We start from the raw sequence: 19,984 nt of genomic DNA on the forward strand, positions 1-19,984 counted from the left end.
CCCCACGCTGGTCGATAGTGACGCGCGACAATAGTCATAAGGAGCAGACCATGGTCACAGAGCATCATGACGCGGGTGACGCCGCATTGGGCGAGTCGGTGGTTTTCGACAATGTCACGAAATCATATGGGGGGCGGGAAGTACTACATTCGTTCTCGCTCAGCGTGCTTCCGGGCGAGATGGTTAGTCTTCTGGGGCCATCGGGATGCGGGAAGTCGACCGCGTTGAGGTGTTTGGCGGGCTTCGAACAGATATCCGGAGGGCGCGTCAGCGTAGGGGGACGTGAGGTGTCGAGAACCCCTCCACGAAGTCGTGGCATCGGCATGGTTTTCCAGCAGTATTCGCTGTTCCCTAATATGACGGTTGCGGACAATGTCGCTTTTGGTCTGCGGGTTAAGAGGGTGGGGCGTCAGGAGCGTAGGGCCAAGGCCGCGGATATGCTGTCCCTTGTCGGTCTTGGTGAGTTTGCCGATCGATATCCTTCTCAGCTGTCGGGAGGTCAGCAGCAGCGTGTTGCCGTGGCGCGCGCGCTGATTCTCAATCCGGGTGTTCTCCTTCTGGACGAGCCATTGTCTGCATTGGACGCCAAGATCCGAGTGCAGCTGCGTGATGAGATACGGTCGTTGCAGTTGAAGCTGGGAATCACGACGATTTTCGTGACGCACGATCAAGAGGAGGCTTTGGCTGTTTCAGATAGGATCGCGGTCATGCATGATGGCAACATCGAGCAGATTGGAACGCCGAAGGAACTGTATCTGACTCCGAAAACGCCTTTCGTCAGTGATTTCGTCGGGCAGTCGAACAAGGTCGACACGACCGTGGGACGAGACGGAGCCGTCACCGTATGCGAATGCCCGCTTCCCCTGTCATCCAAGGAAGCTCCAAACAGTCTCGTCACGGTCTTCATCCGTCCGGAGAACGTGGTGCTGTCTCCTGATGACGCGGGTGATGCCGTCGTCGTCCGCACAAGCTTCTTGGGGTCCATTCAGAGGACGACCGTTCATGTGGACGCAATGGAACTTGTAGCACAGCATGACATAGACGACCGGTTCGATATTGGCCAGCATGTTGATGTTGCCATCAAGCCCTATCCAGTCATGAGCAGGCGTATCGAGTTGAGGTGGGCCGAGGATGCGGGGAAGGATGGTGACGCTGATGCTGAATGATTCGACGTTGTCGTTCCGAAAGGATGGGACTTTCCGTGTTCTCCAGCTCGCCGACATTCAGGATGGCCCCGTCGTGGATCCGGATGCGGTTGCGCTTATCGATGCCGCCGTTCGCGAGGCCGACCCGGATTTGGTGGTACTTACCGGAGATCAGATTCGCGGGTATGATCCCGGGTATATGGAGACCTTCACGTCGAGGCGTGGAGATGCTATCGGGGCGCATGTCTCCCGCGCAGTTCGATTGGAGGCGATGATTGATGGTTATTCCACTCGTTGCTCGGAGTCACCGATGGCCACGGGAGGGAGCGAATCAGCGCTTCGGAGTACCCGTCTCAAGATCAGGGAGTCGATACGCCAATTTCTGGATCCCATCGTCTCGCGGGGAATTCCCTTCGCGGTGACCTACGGGAACCATGATTTCCAGTGCGGTGTGATGCCCGACGAGCAGGATGAGATTTATCGTCAGTTCCCCGGTTGTCTCAACCCTAGGATGGACGATGTGCGGGGAACGGAGCGCTCGGCTCTTGCCTGCGAGGTCGGCTCCTTCGCGATGCCTATTATGTCACGGGATGGTTCACGTGTGGCTATGGGCATTATGATGGTCAACTCAGGTGATTTCGACGAGAGCGGTGGATATGGGGCTCCCTCTGATGTGGCTGTCAAATGGCTGGAGAGGGTCCGGCTGGGGGCAGACGGTGGGAATCCGGTGCCGTCAGTGGTGTTCCAGCATATTCCTCCACAGGATTTCTATCGGTGCCTGAGAAAGACGGGCCCTTTGACGCCGAATGCGGTGCGCGGACATCGGATGTTCTCCGATTCCTGCTACGTGCTCAATCCCGAGGTCTGCCGTCCCGGGTCTACTCTGGGTGAGGGGCCGTGCTGTTCCGAACGGGCCGTCGGCGAGGTTGAGGCGATGCGTCGGGCAGGCGGCTATTTCGCGTTGTACTGCGGGCATGACCACAAGAACACTTTTGTGGCCACCATCGATGGAATGGATTATGGATATGCGCCGACATGTGGCTTCCGATCCTATGGCCCACACGCCTCCGACAGGGCATTGCGTCTTTTCGTTTTTCATGAGGACGATCCACGGTCTTATGAAACGAGGCTGCTCAGATACGGTGATCTTATCGGTCGTGCTTCGTGTGATCCTCTGCGGATCCTTGCCGGTGAATATATGGTGTCGAGTCTGTCATCGTTGGGTGATGTCCTCCGCCGTCCGCGGGTCGCGGGGTGTCTTCTTGTTTTGTCCTGTCTTCTTGTCACTGCGATCGGGCGTATCGGCACCCTGTGGAGACGGAGGATCGACAGATCGTGACATCGATGCGCGCGTTTGATGGTGACGACGTCGCTGATGTGGGCGACGTCGTCAGAAGGCTTCGCGCGATCATCTCCCGTGAGGAGTACCAGCCTGGCGAGCGCATGGGATCAGAGCGCGACCTCGCCCGGCAGTTGGGAGTCACGCGCTCTCGTCTGCGCGCGGCGCTCGCGGTTCTTGAGGGTTCCCATGAGATCGTTCGACGCATCGGCCGGTCGGGCGGCATCATAGTCTCCGACGACAGGCTCGAGCGCAACATCAACACCGTCGAGTCCCTTCCCGACATCGCAAAACGTCAGGGGCTGGTCATGTCCTCGTGGGTGATGTCGGCCGTCGTGACTTCCGCGTCTCCGGTGGACGCCAGAATGCTGGATCTGCGTGGCGACGCGCCCGTCATCTATGCCATCACCAGACTGAGGATGATAGCGGGACGGCCTTTCTCCCTGGAGGTCACCCACCTTCCGGCGGATCTTTTCCCCGGCTTCCTGTCCAAGGATCTCACCCGTCCGTTCTATCGTATCTTCGAGGACGATTATGGTGTGCGGCCGCAGTCGGTCGACGAAACGCTGGATTCCTTCATGGCGGATTCCCGCAGGGCGCAGCTGCTGAAGATCGCCGAGGGCACTCCCGTGACCCGCATCCGTCGCGTGGCTGTCGACCAGTCCGGCCGTCCCTGTGAAAGGGCGGTGGACGTGTACATCGCATCCCGCATCCGCTTCACCATGCATCATTCGGGGTATGTGAGATTGTCGGCGACGGCCGTTGGCAATGGCGGGGAGATTGGTAGAGACGGAGAGGCTGGCAATGATGACGAGGATGGACGCGGAGGGACGGCATGACGGTCGCCCGACGGTGACGGATGTCGTCATGGATTTCTGCGGCGTCCTTGTCGATTGGCGTCCCGAGCGCGCTCTGGAAGGACTGTATCCGCAAGGGGTCATCGATATGTTCTTCGATCCCGATGACCCGTATGGCTTCGATCACTATGATGCGTTGAGCGATCTGGGCTGGAGTGACGAGCGTGTGCTGGAGGATTATGAGGACCGCCATGGCCCGGCCGTCGCCTGGGTTTTCCGGATGTATTTCGAGCATCGCGACAGGACCATCGTCGGCATGATGCCGGGGATGGCCGATCTGCTGCGCGATCTCGACTCCAGAGGATTGAGGTTGTGGGGGCTGACGAACTTCACCACGCGGTTCGTCGACATCGCTCGGCGCGCATGTCCTGACCTCGCCCTGCTCGGTGGCGTCGTCATATCCTCGGAGGAGTCGGTGGCGAAGCCCGATCCTGAAATATATCGTCGCGCGCAGGAACGGTATGGACTTGATCCCGAGCGAACGGTGTTCGTCGACGATCGTGCGGAGAACGTCGACGCGGCGCTTTCCCTGGGATGGCGGGGGATGCGGTTCACCGACGCCGAGGATCTGCGCTCGCGAATTCTCGGCATCCGTGAACCGCCCCGCTCCCCGCGTTCCGTCTCCGCGCCGTCCCCGTCCGTGCCGTCCCCATCCGGACCGCTCGCTTCCATTCCGCCCGTTACCGATCCCAGTGTCCCTGCGACTTCTCGGCCTCATCCAGACCGGTGAATCCGGCGAGTCTCACGGTGTTCGCGATGGTGTCCTCGGTCAGATTCCCGTGTCCCGAGGTCAGCGAATCAACCATCCGCGCGTACAACGACAGCGTGCGATCCGAGTAGGTCCCCAGCTCGCCGCGCAGATAGGTCTCGAACGACGTGTTCTCGGTCGTGTCCTGATCGGTTGTCAGAACGCGCATTCCGGCTCCCAGACGGGGGTATCTTTCGCGGAAGTCGGCCGCCCATCCCACCTGCGTGGCGATGATCCTCTCCTGGACCTGCATGCGTCCCTCGTCGAGCCGCGGGATGAACGGGCGGATGTCGCGGTCGAACGTCGTCGGATCGGTGGACTCCATCATCCGCGCGTACTTCTCGGTGACCAGATTGCGCCCGGTGCGGTCGGCCTGCGTCAGATCGTTCTCGTAGGAATTCAGAAGATCGTGCGGCCACGTCAGGAACTGGCTGGTCCTCATCTGACTGAACATGGGCCAGTTGTCCTGACAGGAGGCCCGACCGCCCTCGTTGGTCGTGTCCTGGAACTGCCTCCACTCGTGGGCCACCACCGTGGCGATGAGCGGATCCGGCCGGCGGCTCCCGATGGGGGCGTCGGCCGCGCCGGTTCCAATGCCGCCGGTTCCAATGCCATCCTGTTGGACGGTCTGCGGTTTGCGGTTGTCCGGCCGGATTCCGGTGATGTCTGATTCATGTGCGGTCATGGTTCTAGTCCTCCAGACTTCGTAGAAGCGGCGAGTCCGACGTGATGCGGCTTTCCACATAAGGACGCTGCCATTCAAGAAACGTCTCGGTGCTTTCGCTGAGGCCCTCGCGTCGCAGCTCGGACGCGACATCGGCGCAGACGTCCTCCACGTGTTTGCGAACGGCCGCCATCGATGTCGACGCGCCTTTGCCGCCCTCACCGAAGCCGACTCCGGCATAGCAGGCGGCGGAGGAGAGGCGCATGATGTCCTCCAGGCCGGCGGCGACCTGGGGCAGGACGCTGCCCATGCGCTTCGACAGACGTCTCAGAGCGGCGAAGCGCCATTTGTAGTAGGGCAGGTAGCCCACGCTCGCGGGATTGTTGAGCAGAAAGACCAGCGACGACGTGGCGTCCACGAATTGGCCGATCGACAGCCATGCGCCCGCCGGGTCCCCCCGTTCGAGCATGCGGGGGAGGTTGTACTGCCCGGACTGGGCCATCATCCCGAGCCGTCGCGAGATGAGCGAGAGCCGAACGTCATCGGGCATGAGCATGAACCCGCGTCTCGTGCGGGAGAACATGCCGTAGGGGTCGCGGAACACGCGGCCGTTCGTGGCGGCCGCCAGCGTGGGCTCGTCCAGCATCAGCCATTCATGGGGTTTGTCGGCCGACGGCGCCTCCCGGAGCCCGGTGAGGGATTCGAAGAAGTCGCCGATCTCGAAGACCCCCACCCGTCGTCCCTGTCCCTGGGCGCGGGGGGTACGGACCCGGGGGCCGAATCCCATGAACGATTCGGGAAGGCCCTCGTAGTCGTGCTGGAGATCCGCTCCGATCACGGCGTAGTCCTCCGCGGTGAGCCACAGACAGAACCCCGGGCCGAAATCATGGTCATGGGAGATGTCGTCGTCGAATCCGTAGCATTCCGATCCGTGCCCCACGAGCCCCACTGCGGTGCGGTCGCGGAACCGTGAGTATCTGCCGTCCAGCAGCGGCTTTCCGTAGGCTTCCCAGTATCGACGGGACAGGTCGAGTCCGGAGATGGATGATGGCGCGGATGGCTCTGCTGCCGGCTCTGCGGATGATGCGTGGACACGTGACGTGGCATGCGGGACTTCGTCGGTGGGGTGGGGGATATCCGGTCCGTCCGCCGCAGCGTCGTCATGGCGCCGCCGGTCGTCTCCGCTTTGCACGGGGGGTGCCGGAGAGGACGTGTCGTCGGGCGTCCGCTTCCCGGCTCTGAGACGTGCGTCCTCGAGATTCTGCTTCGTGACGCGGTAGGAGTCCGCATCGGTGCCATAGCATTCCTCGATCAGCGCGAGCGCCTTGCCGTAGAAGGCCACGGCGTCGTCGAAGAGTCCCCGTGCGTATGACACCTGGGCCATGGCCGCGAGCGCCGACGCGTAATGCGACTCATGCTCGGCCCCCGCTGCCCGATACAGGGACAGGGCTGTCAGCGCATGATGGTCGGCCTGCCGAAGGTATTCGTCGGATTCCGATGATTGCGCCGCGACATCGAGAAGAATGAGGGCCATGTTCGCGTGCGTGGCGGCGATGTCGACGTCATGATCCGGGTCGGGACTGGATGATTCAAGGATGTCCAGGGCCGCCCGGAGCTCCGCGAGAGCCTGACGGGGTCTGCCCGTCTCGCTGTACAGCATGGAGAGGTTGTTGTGGAGGGCAGCCATCCGCCGATCGGTTGGCGACAGCGTCGCGTTGGCCGACTCCAGGGCCTGTTTGTAGAGGTCCTCGGCCTGATCGTGGAGGCCTGCGGCTCTCATGCCCGTGGCGGCGTTGATCAGCGTCGTCGTCCAGGCGTCGGTGCCGGTGATCCCCATGCGCAGCCCCAGCTCCAACGCCCGCTGGACCATCCATTGAACATCCTGATTCCGTCCCTGCGAGCGGTAGAAGCCTATGGCCTCGTTGAGAACCGTCAGTGTTCCCGCGTCATCGCCGGCGTTCTCCGCATCCGCCAGCGCCTGGAGGATGCTGGGCTCCGCGTCGGTCGCTCCCCGGTGCGAGGAGAATATGGCGTCCAGTTCGGCAAGGAAACGATCCTCGTCGAAAGCGTCTGTGGAGTCGTTCACTCTGTCCTCTTTTCCGTCGCCACCCATAGCGCAGTCGGCCTGCATCGGTCATGTCCGCGTGGTGCGGGTCGGGTGATGAAGAGGGTGGCGTCTCGTTGCCGTCCGTGCGTCGCTGCAGTGGTTCGCGGGGATTGCCGTATGTCCTTCGATATGCGCTATCAGTGTATATCAGGGTGTTGCGAGGCGCCCGCTCGTCCTGCCGTGATTTCTCCACGAACTACACATGGCACTACACATGGCACTACACGCGGCACTACACGTCGAACTACACAAGAAACTACATATCCATACTGAAAACGGGTGTTTTCTGGGTCAAACTGCACATTGGGGGAATGGCCGGTTACGGCCTCCGAGGCCAGTAAAAGCAATGAAAAAGCGGCCCCGCACCGAAGTGCGAAACCGCTCGCTGTCGGGCTGGCGAGATTTGAACTCGCGGCCTCTTCGTCCCGAACGAAGCGCGCTACCAAGCTGCGCCACAGCCCGCCGGACAACGGAGGTCATCGTACAACGTCACCTAGGACAATGCCAAGCTGCGTGTCGATGATAGGGTCCATCGCCGGAACCGGCCTCGCCGTGGAGCGGCCCCACCGTGTGTATCCGCCGCTCGGTACACTGGTGCGCTATGAGTGATTTGAGCGAGAACGAGGATGAGGATCGCGCGGACGGTGACACGCCCTCCACCATGACGACGCTTGAGCATGCCCGTCTGCTGTGGGAGCAGGATGCCGCCATTGCACAGAGCGTCGATGAGGGCATGGGTCTGGAGGAATCCATCGATCCCGGCAATACCCGGTTCGGTCCGGCGGCGCATCCCGAACAGACCCAGATGCGGGTGGCCAAACGTGCGATGATGCTGAGGGAGGGTCTTCAGCCGTATCCGGTTCATGTGGACGTCACCCACACCATTCAGCAGGTTCGCGAGAAATACGATGGGACGTTGGATCCCGGCGCCGAAACCGAGGATATGGTGGGTATCGCCGGTCGTGTGCTGTTCCTGCGCAACGCCGGAGGACTGTGCTTCGTCCAGCTGTCGGCGGGGGATGGAACCACCATCCAGGGAATGGTCTCGAAGCGGGAGATCGGCGCCGAGTCGCTCAAGAAGTTCAAGCAGTTCGTTGATCTTGGCGACCATCTGTATATTCGTGGTCGTGTCGTGTCCTCGCGGACCGGCGAGCTGTCGGTTTTCGCGACGGAATGGTCGATCGCGTCCAAGGCCCTTCAGCCGCTGCCCGCGCTCCACAAGGAGCTTGGCGATGACACTCGCATCCGCAAGCCGTATCTGGCGATGATCGCCGACAGGCGCACGCGCGACATGGTGCGCAACCGCTCCAAGGCGGTGTCGAGTCTGCGCCGCACCTTCGACGAGCACGACTTCCTCGAGGTGGAGACGCCCATGCTCCAGACGATCCACGGCGGTGCCGCGGCGCGCCCGTTCACGACGCATATGAACGCCTTCGACATGGATCTGTATCTGCGCATCGCTCCGGAGCTGTTCCTCAAGCGCTGTCTGGTCGGCGGGATCGACCGCGTGTTCGAGATCAACCGCGACTTCCGCAACGAGGGAGTGGACGCCACGCATGCCCCGGAGTTCACCATGGTCGAGGCCTATCAGGCCTATGGAACGTATGATTCCATAGGCAAGCTCGTCAGGGAGCTCGTCCAGCGCACGGCGACCGATGCGTTCGGATCGACCACGGTCACGCTGCTCGACGGAACCACCTACGACTTCGGCGGCGAATGGAAGCAGATCAGCATGTACGATTCGCTGTCCGAGGCGCTGGGGGAGGAGATCGTCCCGAACGGAGGGCCGGACAATCCGGGCACGTCCGTCGAGCATCTGGGGCGGATCGCCGACAGACTGGGCGTGGAACGCGATGACGTCGAGAACCACGGCAAGCTCGTCGAGCACCTGTGGGAGCACTTCTACGAGGACAAGCTCTACGAGCCCACCTTCGTGCGCGACTTCCCCGTCGAGACCTCGCCCCTCGTCAAGTCCCACCGCGCCAAGCCCGGCGTGGTGGAGAAGTGGGATCTCTACGTGCGCGGCTTCGAGCTGGCCACCGGATACTCCGAGCTCAACGATCCCGTCGTCCAGCGTGAGCGCTTCCTCGCGCAGGCACGGGATGCCATGGCCGGTGACGAGGAGGCCTCGGACATCGATGAGGACTTCCTGGAGGCCCTGGGCGTCGGCATGCCCCCGGCCGGCGGCATGGGGATGGGCATAGACCGGCTTCTGATCGCCTTGACCGGTGCCACGATCCGTGAAACGATCACCTTCCCCCTGATCAAGCCGCTGTCTCTGTGACCGTCCGGGACTGGCTGCGGGGAGCGCGTCCATGGACGTTGGTCATGGGCGCGTCTCCCGTGGTGGTCGGGGCCGCGGCATCATGGCCGCGGGTGATGCGTGGCGTGTGGGGCGGGGACATGGTCCACGTGCCATGTCCCGTCGTCGGAGGGCGACCGGTTCCACGGGCGTCGGCCGGAGAGGGCGTATGCGTCACGTCGACCGGATGGTTCCTTGCCGTCGCGCTGCTGTGCCTCGTCGTCTCGGTGGCCCTGCAGATCTCCGCGAACTTTCTGAACGACTATGCCGATGGCGTCAGGGGAGTGGATCGGGACAGAGGCGTGCCGGATGCGTCGTCGGCGGGGGCCCCCGTGCGTCTGGTGGCATCCGGGACCAGTCCCCGCTTCGTGCTCCATGCCGCGCTCTCCGCTGTGGCCGTCGCCATGCTCGCGGGAATCACCGTGGTGGTGTTGACAGGGCATATGCTTCTTCTCGCCGTGGGTGCGTTGTGCGCGATCATGGCCTGGGCGTACTCGGGCGGGCGCAGGCCCGGAGCGTACCGCGGCTGGGGCGAGGCCATGGCGTTTCTGTTCTTCGGGCCCGTAGCCTGCGTGGGCACCCAGTGGGCGCTGATGGGTGGTCTGGGATCCGTCGGAGGGCTTGATCCCTCGAGCGTCATGCTGTCCATCGTGCCCGGATGCTGCTCCGCCTGTCTGATGATGGTCAACAATCTGCGTGATCGTGAATCCGACGGAGCGATGGGCAAGCGAACGCTGATGGTCCGCATGGGCGAGGATCAGGGGGCCGTGCTTTTCGCCCTGTCGATGGCGGTGGCGACGGTCGTTCCCGTTCTGCTTTTCGCGTTGACCAGGCCATGGTCGCGGCTGGGATTGACGTCATGTGGCGTGACGTCGTCCGGCGATCGGGCGTGTTCCGGTCCCTCTCCGGCGGTCACGGTCGGTTTCTGGCTGATGTCCGTTCTGCTCGTGGCGCTGCTGTCTCAGGCGATCGCGGGTGTCGTGGCTGTTCGTCGGCGGTTGTGGAGACGGGCCTTCCTTCTGTGCGTCGGGGTTTCGGCGTCATCCGCCCTCGTTCTGTCCTTGTGCGTCCTCATCGCATGAGACGCGCGGCCCGTGGAACGATGCGGAACGATTGCGTGCGGACGGTGCCCGGAGCCGCTTCCTGGTGCGGGCGTCGCCGCCATGTCGTCTGTCCTTTCGCGTAGCATGACGTTATGTCTTACAAACTGGTATTGCTCCGACATGGTCAGAGCGCATGGAACAAGACCAATCAATTCACCGGCTGGGTGGATGTCCCGCTGACTGAGCAGGGCGTCGAGGAGGCCAAGCGCGGGGGCCGTCTTCTCAAGGAGAAGAACGTGCTTCCCGATATCGTCTTCACCTCGCTGCTTCGCCGGGCTATCAACACCGCCAACTACGCGTTGGACGAGGCCGACCGTCTGTGGATTCCCGTGGAGCGCAGCTGGCGTCTCAACGAGCGTCATTACGGCGCGTTGCAGGGCAAGAACAAGTCCGAGATCCGTGAGAAGTACGGCGACGAGAAGTTCATGATCTGGCGCCGTTCCTATGCTACTCCGCCGCCCGAGATCAACCCGGACGACGAGTACTCGCAGGATCATGACCCGCGCTACGCCGGGGATCCGGTTCCGGAGACCGAGGCCCTGTCGAACGTCGTCAGCCGCGTCATGCCGTATTGGGAGTCCGCGATCGTTCCGCAGCTCAAGTCCGGCAAGACCGTTCTGATCGCCGCCCACGGCAATTCGCTTCGTGCCATCGTCAAGATGCTTGACGGTCTGAGCGAGGAGGAGATCTCCAAGGTCAACATCCCGACCGCCATTCCGCTGGTCTACGAGCTTGACGAGAACTTCAAGCCCATCAAACCGCGTGGCGAGTACCTTGATCCCGAGGCCGCCGCCGCCGGCGCCGCCGCCGTCGCAGCCCAGGGACAGAAGTAACAGGGACAGAAGTAGGTCGAACGGATCGTTCCCCTGACGGGGGCCGCACCAAAAAGGTGCGGGGCCCCTTGTTCCGTGGTGAGCATCGGCGCCGGAATGGCGCGAACGGTCAGTTGATGCGAACGGTCAGTCGATGTCCGTTCCCTCGTCTCGCGACGGCTCCTTGGTGGGATCGAATCCGGAGACGATATAGACCACCCGCCGTGCCGCCGAAACCGCATGATCCCCAAGGCGCTCCATGAAGCGCGCCAGAAGGACGACGTTGATGAGATCCTGACGCGATCCGGTCCAGTCGTCCGCGAGGACCAGATCGAAGGTCTTGTGGTGGAGTGCGTCGAGCTGGTCGTCGCTGAGGATGATCTGCTCGGCCGTTTTGGCGTCACGGTCGGCGAGCATGCTGACCATGCGATCGGCCATCACGGTGAGGAAATCCCCCATCTGCGTGAAAAGCGGCATGGCGTCGGGGGTGATCGCCGATTGGGGATATGTCCGTCGGGCGGCTTCGGCGAGATGCCTTGCCAGATCGCCCATGCGCTCGAAGGTCGACGCCAGGCGCATGGTCGATACGACGACCCGCAGATCGGTTGCGACGGGATTCTGCTTGGCCAGCAGCTTCACGCATTGGTCGAGGATGCTTGATTCGAGATTGTCGATCGCGGAATCCCCGTCTATCACGCTTTGGGCCGCTTCGACGTCGCTTTTGAGCAGCGCCGTGCAGGACAGGTTGATGGCGCGGCGCACATCCTGGGCCATGGTGTCGAGGTCGTCCGCGACGGCCCTCATCTCCTCGTTGAATATCACACGCATATTCCCGCCAGCCTTTCGCGTATAGACGCATTCGATGAAACCAGTCTATTATGCCGAGCGCCATTGTCCATGGGCATGTCTGCATCCAAACGACTGTTCAGGAAGAATTCATGGTGGCGTTCACTCAAGATTCACCGCACCCTACGTCGACGCGGTGGGAGAATGGATACATGGAATGGTCTGCGCTATCGGGATCGTCGATGATCTGGCTGGTTGCCGGAGTCGTCATCGGAGCGGTTCTGATCGGGGTGGTGGCGCTGGTGGCGTCACGTCGGCGTGCGGATGGTGAGTTTGATGACGCCGGCGATGAGGTCGACGATTCGGTGGTGTCCGTGCTGTCGATGCTGGATGAGGCCTCCGTCGTTCTGGATTCCTCCGATGAGGTTGTTCAGGCGAGTCCCTCGGCCTATCGCATGGGGGTGGTGGCGGATGATGCCGTGTCCGATCCGCAGATACGCGCGATGGTCTGGCGTGCGAGGAGAGAGAGGCGAGTCGTCCGATCCGACGTCACGACGTGGACTCCGGAACGATTCCGCGAGGATTCCGCCTCTGATGCCTCCGACGCCGGAGGTTCCACAGCGGCCGTGTCGAGACGCAACTGGCTTACCGTGACCGTATCGATGATCGCAGGGGGAACCGTCATCGTGCTGATCGATGACGTCAGCGAGCGGGTGCGTTTCGCCCAGGTTCGCGACTCGTTCATCGACAACGTCTCGGAGCAGCTTGTGGGACCGACGGCGGCGATCGAGGATCTGGCCGAGTCGATGGAATCCGGCGGAATCGACGCCGCGCATGTCATGGAATCGGCCAGACAGGCGCGGCGGTACGCCTCGCATCTCAAACGGATGGTCGCGGATCTCCTTCTTCTGATCAAAGCCCAGGAGCCCGTGGTGCCTTCCATGGAGAATCGCCTTTCCCTGCGTGATGAGGTGGACGCCGCGTGTGATAGCTGTGCTGCGCTGGCGAAGGACAATGGCATCAGGGTGGAGGTCAGCGGGGAGGACGATCTGATGGTCAACGGCGATCCGGGACAGATCCGGGTGGCCGTGGCGAAGCTTGTCGAGAACGCGATTGCGTATTCGACGCAGGGTGCCGTCGTATCGGTTCTGGTCACGCGGGCCTCGTCGCCGGAACGGGCGATGGTCCAGGTGGTCGACCGTGGTTGCGGAATCGCGAAGGACGAATGCCCCCGCGTGTTCGAGAGATTCTATCGTGGCAGCAACCAGAACCATCGCACGTCCGAGGGCATCGGCCTGGGACTCGCGATCGTGAAGCACGTCTCGCTTACCCATCACGGCATTGTGTCGGTCTGGAGCGCTCCCGGTCAGGGGAGCACCTTCACGATGTCGTTGCCGGTCGCCCAGTAGGGACGCCATAGTCGATAGTCGATAGTCGATCGTCGTCGTTTGCCGGTGGCGCCGGTGGTGCCGTTTTATGCCGAATAAGCCGGATGCCGGAATCCGGTGGCGTCGAACGTCACTTCCCTAACTGGCTGTAGTTGCGCCTATCGAGCCGTTCCCATACAAGAAGGGCGACGCCGACTCCCAATCCTGCGAGAATTACCCAGAAGGCCCTTCCCGTGGGAATCGTGAGGGCCATCAGCACGAGACATACAACGAGCGCGATGAGCCACATCACCATGCCGGCGAGGAACACCCGTTGAAGGTTGACCCTTATTGGTTTGGGCATCGGCCTTCGAGCATCCGGGTTGATGATCGGTGCAAGCTTCATGGTTTCACCATATACCGGAACCGGTATTATGTGGTCCTTCAGCGGGTACCTTGATGAGGCGCCTGTCCGCGATCAGGGAGGAGCACCTTGTGTATCGCATCGAGCCAGTGCTCAAGCCCTATGAGTGGGGGTCGAAGGACCGCCTCCAGACGATGTTTCCCCATGGTCGGGCCGCGCATGTGACGGGTCCGCTCGCCGAGGTGTGGTTCAGCGGGCATCCCGTGTGGCCGTCGGTTGTCGATGGAGGGCCCGCCGGATCCTCCACCGTGGATCAGCTGATCCGTGACGATCCCACCTCCATGCTTGGTGAGTTTGACTCGTCCCGTTTTGGTCCCGTCCTTCCCTTTCTGCTCAAGGTGATCTCGGCCCGGCGTCCTCTGTCCCTTCAGGTTCATCCCGTGTCGTTCCGGGCGCGTGAGGGGTTCAACAGGGAGAACAGGGCCGGCATCGCCTCGGATTCCCCGTCGCGGGCCTATCGCGACCGTGTCGAGAAGAACGAGATGGTCGTGGCGCTGGATCCCTTTGAGCTGTCCGTCGGATTCGCGGGTATGGGGGTGACGCGTTCCGTCCTGGCGAGGGTCCGGCATCCCGTGGCGGCGGCGATGCTGCGTTGTGTCGAAGAGGCGGATGAGTCGCCTGGCTATGACGGCGTCGGTGATGACGACGTCGGTGATGACGACGCGATGGCATGGCTGTCGCATGGGGCCCGTGCCCGCCGCCGCGCGTTGGGCATCGCGGTCACGAGCCCTCCACGATGTGCCGCTGGCCTGTACGATGCGTTGCGGAAGGCTCTGGCGGGGGCGGACGATGGGCGCGGAGCGGCCATGCTTCGGCATGCCCTCGTCGCGGCGGACGCGTTCCCCGGTGACTGCAGTCCTTTGGCGCTGCTTCTTATGAATGCCGTCAGTCTTGACCGAGGGCAGGGCATGTACGTTCCCGCCGGCACATTGCATACGTATATCGGCGGGACGGCCGTTGAGATCATGACGAATTCGGACACCGTGCTCAGGGCCGGTTTGACGGTTAAGCCACGGCATGTGGATGAGGCTCTTCGCGTCGTGGACTATGAGGGCGATGGAGGTGTCAGACTGCTGTCGTTCTCGGGAGAGACCCCGGGGCTGAGCGTCCATGGGCGTGCCGTGGCCGGCGCGATGAGCCCGGGGATCGAGGAGTTCATGCTGTCCTGGTGCAGTTTGCCGGATTCCATCGGGGTTCGCGTCGGGGAGGGTGCCGGGGAGGAGTCCTACGTGGAGTTGGATCGGGGTCGTGTCCGCGTCGTGCTGTGCGTCTCGGGAGGTGTGCGATGCGAAACGACGGCTGGATCGTTGCTTCTGAACCCCGGTGAGGCGGCTCTTGCACCGGCGGTTGAGCGCGTTCGCGTGTTTCCCGTCCCGAATGACGGGGATTGCGCCATTCTGATGGCATCACCAGCGATTTGAGATCGCTGGGCCGTGCCGCCGTCACGCCGAACGGGTTCCACGGCATGGAACCGAGACAGCGTGGAACCGGGACGGCGTAAAACCAGGACGGCACGGAACCGGTGTGGTGGGGGAAACGAAAAGGACCTAGATCCGTGACACGACGTAATCAACGCATCGCGTCAGCGCCTGCACGTCCTTGGGGTCGACGGAGGGGAACACCCCGATGCGCAGCTGGTTGCGACCGAGTTTGCGGTATCCCGACGTGTCCACGATCCCGTTGTCGGTGAGCCTCGACACCACCGTTGCGGCGTCGACTGACGGGTCGAGATCGATGGTGACGACGGAATGGGACCGCGCATCCTGATCGGTCACGAACGGCGAGGCGTAATCGCTTCGTTCGGCCCAGTCGTAAAGCGTCCGCGCCGATTCCTCGCACCGTGACGTCGCCCAGTCCAGTCCGCCGTGGTCGTTCAGCCAGCGGATCTGATTCTCCATCAGGATCAGCGTGGCCACTGCCGGCGTATTGAGCGTCTGCTCCTTGCGTGAGTTCTCCAGGGCCGACGTCAGCGACAGGAACGCTGGTATCCAACGGTCCTTCGCCTCCTGACGCGCGGAGGTTTCTATGGAGTACGCGCGCTCGATGGCTTCGGGGGAGAGGACGGCGAACCAGAGGCCGCCGTCGGATCCGAAGGCCTTCTGCGGGGAGAAGTAGTAGGCGTCCGTCTGCGCGATGTCAACGGGCAGGGCTCCGGCCGCGCTGGTTCCATCGACGAGGATGAGCGCGCCCTGCCGTGCGCTTCCCCCGATTCTCGACACGGGGGCGCTGACTCCGGTGGAGGTCTCGTTGTGTGCCCAGCAGTAGGCGTCGACGCCGTCGGTGAGGTCGGGAAGGCGATAGGTTCCCGGTTGCGATGAGAACAGGACGGGGGAATCGAGGAATGGCGCGTTCTCGGCCTCCATGGCGAATTTCGCGCTGAATGATCCGTAGCTGCCGAACGCCGCCCTGTGGTCGATGAGGCATGCGCAGGCGATGTCCCAGAAGGCGCTTGCTCCGCCGTTTCCCAGCGCGATCTCATATCCGTCGGGGACGCGCAGGAACGAGCGCAGCCCATCGCGTATCGACGCGACGAGTCTTCTGACCGGGGGCTTGCGGTGGGACGTGCCCATGAGGGACGTCGAGCCTTCGTCAAGCGCGGCCATCTGGTCGGTGCGTATCTTGCTTGGGCCGGACCCGAAACGTCCATCCTGGGGAAGCAGGCTTGCGGGAATCTGTAGACCGTCATTCATGCTTCCGAGGGTAGTCTCCGCTGTGGATGGCGGGACGGCCTCGGAACGCAGCGTGTTCGTTCTGACGCCGCGGTATCCGGCTTTGCTGCCAGAAGCGTGTGCTACGATGACGCGGGTGTCCGGCCGTTTGCGCCGTTCAGCGACGTCGGAAACGTGAAATATCGTTAAATATCGCGATGATGTTCTCGTGTGATGATTGTGGATGCCGTGCGCGCGGGGTCGTGGCGGTTGATGATCCTCAAGGAGTGTGGTAATGGGTAGTGCCGCTCATAAGGCCCGATCTTCCGGTCGCAGTCGGTTTCTATCCGGCTGGGTCCTTGGGCGGGTCTCCTCTGACAAAGGCGCCCACGCCCAGCATTGCGAAGCCGTTTTGGACGATGGGAATCCGCTTGATGCCGGGCGCGACGACGGTACTTCGATAGCAGGCGTGGATCGTGACCTCCTTCGACGGTTGAATTCGTCCGCACCCGTCACCCGACGGGAGATGCGGCTGGCCGCCCGGGCGCAGCGGCGGAGGAACAACCTTGTCGCGTCGGCGTCGCTGGCGGCTTTGGTGGGTACCGTGACGTCGGTCATGGCCTGGGCGGGGCCGCAGGGGTCCTCGACGTCCACGGCTCAGGAGACGACCACCACGCAGATCCAACGGGTGCGGGGGGATTCGGCGGCCTCGCGGTCCGATGAACGGACGGATCTGACGCAGACGCAATCGTCGTCGACGGATGACGGCGGGTGGAGTCTGGGCGAGTCGAACTCCCAGTTTGATGTGAAGAAGATGTCCACCGTGGCGGCGTCGAACGTGCGGGTCGCTGCGTTGATGGAGAAGGACTCCGCCGTGCTCCCCTCCGGATTCAATCCGAATCACGCCACCGGTGATGCGGGCAACACGTACGAGTTCGGCCAGTGCACGTGGTGGGTCTACAAGCGACGGACCCAACTCGGCCTCCCTGTGGGGTCCCATATGGGTGATGGACGGATGTGGGCCGATTCCGCCAAGACGCTGGGGTACTGGGTCGATTCCACGCCTCGGCATGTGGGGGATGTCATCGTCTTCTCCGCGGGTCAGGACGGCGCGGATGCGGTATACGGCCATGTCGCCATCGTGGAGGCCATCAATGATGATGGTTCGGTGGTCACTTCCGAAACCAGCGCGGGCATGTCCGGCGAGACCTTCTCGAGGACCTTCACGGCATCTCAGGCCGCAGCCCTCCGGTACATTCATTACTAGGCCCCTCGGTACATCCATTACTGGGTAGCGTGCAGTGCCGGGCATCATGCTTCATCACCGGGCATCGTTAAATCGAATCATCCTGTTACGTCGAATCATCCTATGGAGTGATTGACGACGGGGCCCGTGGCGGCCATGCTTTCACGGCGTGTCTCCGCGTGGCATCGGCCCATGCGCTAGGCGCGGGATATGTGTTCAATCTGTGTGTGATAGAGTTTCGCGTGATGAAGAGCCTAAACAAACCTCTGCTGTCGATCGCCATTGTCGTGGTGGTCGCCATGATGCTTGCCCTGTTCGCGCCAATGTCGATTGCGAACACGGCCCCGGCCGTCGTCACCTCATCACGGTCCTTCCCGAAGAACAACGTCGTTCGTCGTAATCTTCTTGCCGAGTCTACGTCGGTGACGGTGGAGGGTGACTCCTCCGACCGCAGTCGCTATACCGAGACCCTGAACGTCGAGAAGACCAAATCGACGAAGGAGCTTCAGGCCGAGCAGAAGGCCAAGGAGCAGGCCGCGCAGGAGGAGGACGAACGCGAGCAGCAGGCCGCGGCAAGTCGCTCTCAGGAGCGGCAGTCGTTGAGCGCCTCGTCATCGTTGTCTTCGTCCTCGTCTTCGTCTTCGTCCTCGTCGTCCGCCACCAAGGGCACCGCGACCGGGTCGGCCATCGCGGCACTGGCCACCTCTTATGAGGGGAATGCCTATGTCTATGGGGGAGAGACTCCGAATCCCGGATGGGACTGCTCGGGTTTCGTGAAGTACATCTACGCCCAGTTTGGCATAACTCTTCCTCGCGTCTCAGGATCGCAGGCCACGGTGGGCACCGCGGTCGGCAGTTTGGCAGAGGCTCAGCCGGGGGATATTGTGGCCAACGGAATCCATTCGGGCATTTATCTTGGCAACGGTCTGATCATCAGCGCGTTGTTGCCGAGTCTGGGCACTCGGATCACCGGCACCGAAGTCTACACGGGAGCCTACTCGATTCGGCGCGTTGTGTAGTGGTCGTTGTGTAGTGCTTTTGCTGTGTAGTGCTTGTCTGTATCGTCCAGTGCTTTGAAAAGAACCTGTCTGCTATTGTTTGCAGGCGGGTTCTTTCACATCGGCTCATTTCATGTCCATGGTTCCGTACGGTCTTCTTCATGCTTCGTGCTTTCTTCAACTTCGTGCTTTCTCCGTGTTTCGTGGATGTCATGGAGCGCTTCTCATGGGGGCGCTTAGTGGATCTTGCGGAGGCCTTCGGTGAGTCCCTGTGTCGCGTGCGTTGTAGGGGAGCGTCAAACGGGTAAAATCGTTTATGGCGGCGCTGGGAATACCGCCATCCGCCGGAGGAGGTCATCATGATCAACGATAAGGCCATTCTTGTGGGAGTCGATGGCTCGCGCGCCAGCTACAAGGCCACGTGGTGGGCGGCGAACTATGCCAAGCACGCGGGACTGACGCTGCAGATCGTCTGTGCGTATTCGCTTCCGAGCTATGCTGCAGTGTCCTTTGACGCGACATATACCGCTTTCGGCGACGACAAAGCCGCCCACAACGACGCTCAGGAGATCCTGTCGAAGGCGAAGGCAATTGCGGACCAGCAGGGCGTCGAGGCGGTCACGCTGATAGTGACCGGCGATCCATCCTCGGTTTTCGTCGAGCTGTCCCGTAACTACAACCTCATTGTCATCGGCAATCGAGGCAAGGGCGGATTGGCGGAAAGGCTTCTGGGCACCACCAGCTCATCCCTCCCCGCATATGCGTATTGTCCGATCGTGGTCGTTCCCTATACCGACGATGACGGCAATCTCATGCATCTGAACAACACCATCACCCGGGTCGCCGTAGGTGCCGACGAGTCCATGTGGGGGATGAAGGCGCTGGAGATCGCCGCGGGGTTCGCCGACGGATGGGGAGCGGAACTCGACGTCATATCGGCCGTTCCGCACGTCCAGGGCGCCGACGGCGACGAGGACGTCACGGCCGCGTACCTCGAGGATCTTGACCATCGCGTCCAGCCGCTGCAGAAGAAGTATCCGTCATTGGTCGTGAGCAAGAAGGTCGTTCCCGGCAACGCCGTCGCTGCCCTGACCAAGGCCAGCCGTGACCACGACGTCGTGGTGGTCGGATCGCGGGGTCGTGGCGGGTTCACCGGTCTGATCCTCGGCTCGACCAGTCAGGGGCTCGTCCAGCATGCGGTCAGTCCGGTCTATGTGGTGCCACGCAAATACGTGGAGGCCGAGGAATCGCGGCCCATTGAGAAATCGGCCGATGACATCGAGGGGGTCACCGAGGTCTCGGTGCCCACCGCGGATTCTCGACAGGCGGAGGCCATCGACGCGAGCATCGATCCTCTTCACGGCGAGCATTGACCGGAAGCCGGCGATCGACGTAAACCATTGGCATAAATTCAATCAGGAGTCGTCCGGAATGGTAT

17 protein-coding genes and 1 tRNA gene are annotated in these 19,984 nt (G+C 62.3%); 12 read left to right on the forward strand and 6 right to left on the reverse strand.

The genetic code is table 11. The features are described 5' to 3' along the window. Window positions 1–50 precede the first annotated feature (50 nt). The 4 genes from BMIN_RS04585 to BMIN_RS04600 are packed head-to-tail and all read left to right on the forward strand — an operon-like array spanning window position 51 to window position 4,071. The gene (locus BMIN_RS04585) at window positions 51–1,166 is read left to right on the forward strand and encodes an ABC transporter ATP-binding protein (protein WP_022860927.1); all 1,116 of its coding nucleotides are present in this window, start codon (window positions 51–53) and stop codon (window positions 1,164–1,166) included. Continuing rightward, window positions 1,156–2,484, forward strand: coding sequence for a metallophosphoesterase family protein (locus BMIN_RS04590; protein ID WP_033395425.1), 1,329 nt, complete (start codon window positions 1,156–1,158; stop codon window positions 2,482–2,484). Before BMIN_RS04585 ends, BMIN_RS04590 begins: the two co-directional genes overlap by 11 nt. 5 nt (window positions 2,485–2,489) lie before the next feature. Next, window positions 2,490–3,323 carry a GntR family transcriptional regulator gene (locus tag BMIN_RS04595; protein ID WP_081647985.1) on the forward strand — a complete coding sequence of 278 codons (834 nt, stop codon included), beginning with the start codon at window positions 2,490–2,492 and terminating at the stop codon, window positions 3,321–3,323. Beyond that, window positions 3,289–4,071 carry an HAD family hydrolase gene (locus BMIN_RS04600; protein ID WP_238565622.1) on the forward strand — a complete coding sequence of 261 codons (783 nt, stop codon included), beginning with the start codon at window positions 3,289–3,291 and terminating at the stop codon, window positions 4,069–4,071. The genes BMIN_RS04595 and BMIN_RS04600 overlap by 35 nt, the downstream gene beginning before the upstream one ends. Here BMIN_RS04600 and BMIN_RS04605 read toward each other — a convergent pair. The 3 genes from BMIN_RS04605 to BMIN_RS04615 all read right to left on the reverse strand — a co-directional run bounded on the left by BMIN_RS04605 (window position 4,022) and on the right by BMIN_RS04615 (window position 7,322). Then, window positions 4,022–4,774, reverse strand: a complete 753-nt coding sequence (locus BMIN_RS04605) for a DUF4125 family protein (RefSeq protein WP_022860931.1) — start codon at window positions 4,772–4,774, stop codon at window positions 4,022–4,024. The genes BMIN_RS04600 and BMIN_RS04605 overlap by 50 nt on opposite strands. Before the next feature lie 4 nt (window positions 4,775–4,778). Next, complete coding sequence (locus tag BMIN_RS04610; RefSeq protein ID WP_051126277.1) at window positions 4,779–6,866, reverse strand: DUF4037 domain-containing protein; 2,088 nt, start codon at window positions 6,864–6,866, stop codon at window positions 4,779–4,781. A gap of 382 nt (window positions 6,867–7,248) precedes the next feature. Then, a tRNA-Pro gene (locus BMIN_RS04615) sits at window positions 7,249–7,322 on the reverse strand. A 139-nt stretch (window positions 7,323–7,461) separates the two neighbouring features. On the opposite strand from BMIN_RS04615, the gene lysS reads away from it, so the two are divergent. The 3 genes from lysS (at window position 7,462) to BMIN_RS04630 (ending at window position 11,098) form a co-directional block, all read left to right on the forward strand. Further along, window positions 7,462–9,144 (forward strand): lysine--tRNA ligase, encoded by a 1,683-nt coding sequence (gene lysS / locus BMIN_RS04620; protein WP_022860933.1) that lies wholly within the window; start codon window positions 7,462–7,464, stop codon window positions 9,142–9,144. A 44-nt stretch (window positions 9,145–9,188) separates the two neighbouring features. After that, window positions 9,189–10,244 (forward strand): 1,4-dihydroxy-2-naphthoate octaprenyltransferase, encoded by a 1,056-nt coding sequence (gene menA / locus BMIN_RS04625; RefSeq protein ID WP_152595162.1) that lies wholly within the window; start codon window positions 9,189–9,191, stop codon window positions 10,242–10,244. 113 nt (window positions 10,245–10,357) lie between these two features. Beyond that, window positions 10,358–11,098, forward strand: coding sequence for a phosphoglyceromutase (locus BMIN_RS04630; protein WP_022860935.1), 741 nt, complete (start codon window positions 10,358–10,360; stop codon window positions 11,096–11,098). 126 nt (window positions 11,099–11,224) lie between these two features. Here BMIN_RS04630 and phoU read toward each other — a convergent pair whose 3' ends face one another. Next, window positions 11,225–11,905: a phosphate signaling complex protein PhoU gene (phoU, locus tag BMIN_RS04635; protein WP_022860936.1), complete on the reverse strand. Its 681-nt coding sequence runs from the start codon at window positions 11,903–11,905 to the stop codon at window positions 11,225–11,227. Window positions 11,906–12,075: 170 nt separating this feature from the next. Between phoU and BMIN_RS04640 the strand changes: the two genes are divergently transcribed. After that, on the forward strand, window positions 12,076–13,272 hold the full coding sequence (locus BMIN_RS04640; protein ID WP_022860937.1) for a sensor histidine kinase: 1,197 nt from the start codon (window positions 12,076–12,078) through the stop codon (window positions 13,270–13,272). Between the two features lie 109 nt (window positions 13,273–13,381). Here the strand turns inward: BMIN_RS04640 and BMIN_RS04645 are convergent, their stop codons facing one another. Further along, window positions 13,382–13,636, reverse strand: coding sequence for a DUF2530 domain-containing protein (locus BMIN_RS04645; RefSeq protein WP_022860938.1), 255 nt, complete (start codon window positions 13,634–13,636; stop codon window positions 13,382–13,384). A 53-nt stretch (window positions 13,637–13,689) separates the two neighbouring features. On the opposite strand from BMIN_RS04645, the gene manA reads away from it, so the two are divergent. Further along, on the forward strand, window positions 13,690–15,075 hold the full coding sequence (gene manA / locus BMIN_RS04650; protein ID WP_081647974.1) for a mannose-6-phosphate isomerase, class I: 1,386 nt from the start codon (window positions 13,690–13,692) through the stop codon (window positions 15,073–15,075). Between the two features lie 126 nt (window positions 15,076–15,201). Here manA and serC read toward each other — a convergent pair whose 3' ends face one another. Next, window positions 15,202–16,344, reverse strand: a complete 1,143-nt coding sequence (serC, locus tag BMIN_RS04655) for a phosphoserine transaminase (protein WP_022860940.1) — start codon at window positions 16,342–16,344, stop codon at window positions 15,202–15,204. 427 nt (window positions 16,345–16,771) lie between these two features. Here serC and BMIN_RS04660 point away from each other — a divergent pair, with 427 nt between their 5' ends. From BMIN_RS04660 to BMIN_RS04670, 3 genes are all read left to right on the forward strand, one after another. Then, window positions 16,772–17,569, forward strand: coding sequence for a CHAP domain-containing protein (locus tag BMIN_RS04660; RefSeq protein WP_238565623.1), 798 nt, complete (start codon window positions 16,772–16,774; stop codon window positions 17,567–17,569). A 224-nt stretch (window positions 17,570–17,793) separates the two neighbouring features. Continuing rightward, on the forward strand, window positions 17,794–18,567 hold the full coding sequence (locus BMIN_RS04665; protein WP_026647399.1) for a C40 family peptidase: 774 nt from the start codon (window positions 17,794–17,796) through the stop codon (window positions 18,565–18,567). Window positions 18,568–18,905: 338 nt separating this feature from the next. Then, window positions 18,906–19,919 carry a universal stress protein gene (locus tag BMIN_RS04670; RefSeq protein ID WP_022860943.1) on the forward strand — a complete coding sequence of 338 codons (1,014 nt, stop codon included), beginning with the start codon at window positions 18,906–18,908 and terminating at the stop codon, window positions 19,917–19,919. The last annotated feature ends 65 nt before the right edge of the window (window positions 19,920–19,984 follow it).

Origin of the sequence: Bifidobacterium minimum (assembly GCF_000741645.1) — a bacterium.
Taxonomy (GTDB): domain Bacteria; phylum Actinomycetota; class Actinomycetes; order Actinomycetales; family Bifidobacteriaceae; genus Bifidobacterium; species Bifidobacterium minimum.

Bases quoted from the DNA above. Each gene is read 5' to 3' on its own strand.
- BMIN_RS04585 (WP_022860927.1), top strand. From the start codon at position 51: ATGGTCACAGAGCATCATGACGCGGGTGACGCCGCATTGGGCGAGTCG.
- BMIN_RS04590 (WP_033395425.1), top strand. From the start codon at position 1,156: ATGCTGAATGATTCGACGTTGTCGTTCCGAAAGGATGGGACTTTCCGT.
- BMIN_RS04595 (WP_081647985.1), top strand. From the start codon at position 2,490: ATGCGCGCGTTTGATGGTGACGACGTCGCTGATGTGGGCGACGTCGTC.
- BMIN_RS04600 (WP_238565622.1), top strand. From the start codon at position 3,289: ATGATGACGAGGATGGACGCGGAGGGACGGCATGACGGTCGCCCGACG.
- BMIN_RS04605 (WP_022860931.1), bottom strand. From the start codon at position 4,774: ATGACCGCACATGAATCAGACATCACCGGAATCCGGCCGGACAACCGC.
- BMIN_RS04610 (WP_051126277.1), bottom strand. From the start codon at position 6,866: ATGGGTGGCGACGGAAAAGAGGACAGAGTGAACGACTCCACAGACGCT.
- lysS (WP_022860933.1), top strand. From the start codon at position 7,462: ATGAGTGATTTGAGCGAGAACGAGGATGAGGATCGCGCGGACGGTGAC.
- menA (WP_152595162.1), top strand. From the start codon at position 9,189: ATGGGCGCGTCTCCCGTGGTGGTCGGGGCCGCGGCATCATGGCCGCGG.
- BMIN_RS04630 (WP_022860935.1), top strand. From the start codon at position 10,358: ATGTCTTACAAACTGGTATTGCTCCGACATGGTCAGAGCGCATGGAAC.
- phoU (WP_022860936.1), bottom strand. From the start codon at position 11,905: ATGCGTGTGATATTCAACGAGGAGATGAGGGCCGTCGCGGACGACCTC.
- BMIN_RS04640 (WP_022860937.1), top strand. From the start codon at position 12,076: ATGGAATGGTCTGCGCTATCGGGATCGTCGATGATCTGGCTGGTTGCC.
- BMIN_RS04645 (WP_022860938.1), bottom strand. From the start codon at position 13,636: ATGAAGCTTGCACCGATCATCAACCCGGATGCTCGAAGGCCGATGCCC.
- manA (WP_081647974.1), top strand. From the start codon at position 13,690: ATGAGGCGCCTGTCCGCGATCAGGGAGGAGCACCTTGTGTATCGCATC.
- serC (WP_022860940.1), bottom strand. From the start codon at position 16,344: ATGAATGACGGTCTACAGATTCCCGCAAGCCTGCTTCCCCAGGATGGA.
- BMIN_RS04665 (WP_026647399.1), top strand. From the start codon at position 17,794: ATGAAGAGCCTAAACAAACCTCTGCTGTCGATCGCCATTGTCGTGGTG.
- BMIN_RS04670 (WP_022860943.1), top strand. From the start codon at position 18,906: ATGATCAACGATAAGGCCATTCTTGTGGGAGTCGATGGCTCGCGCGCC.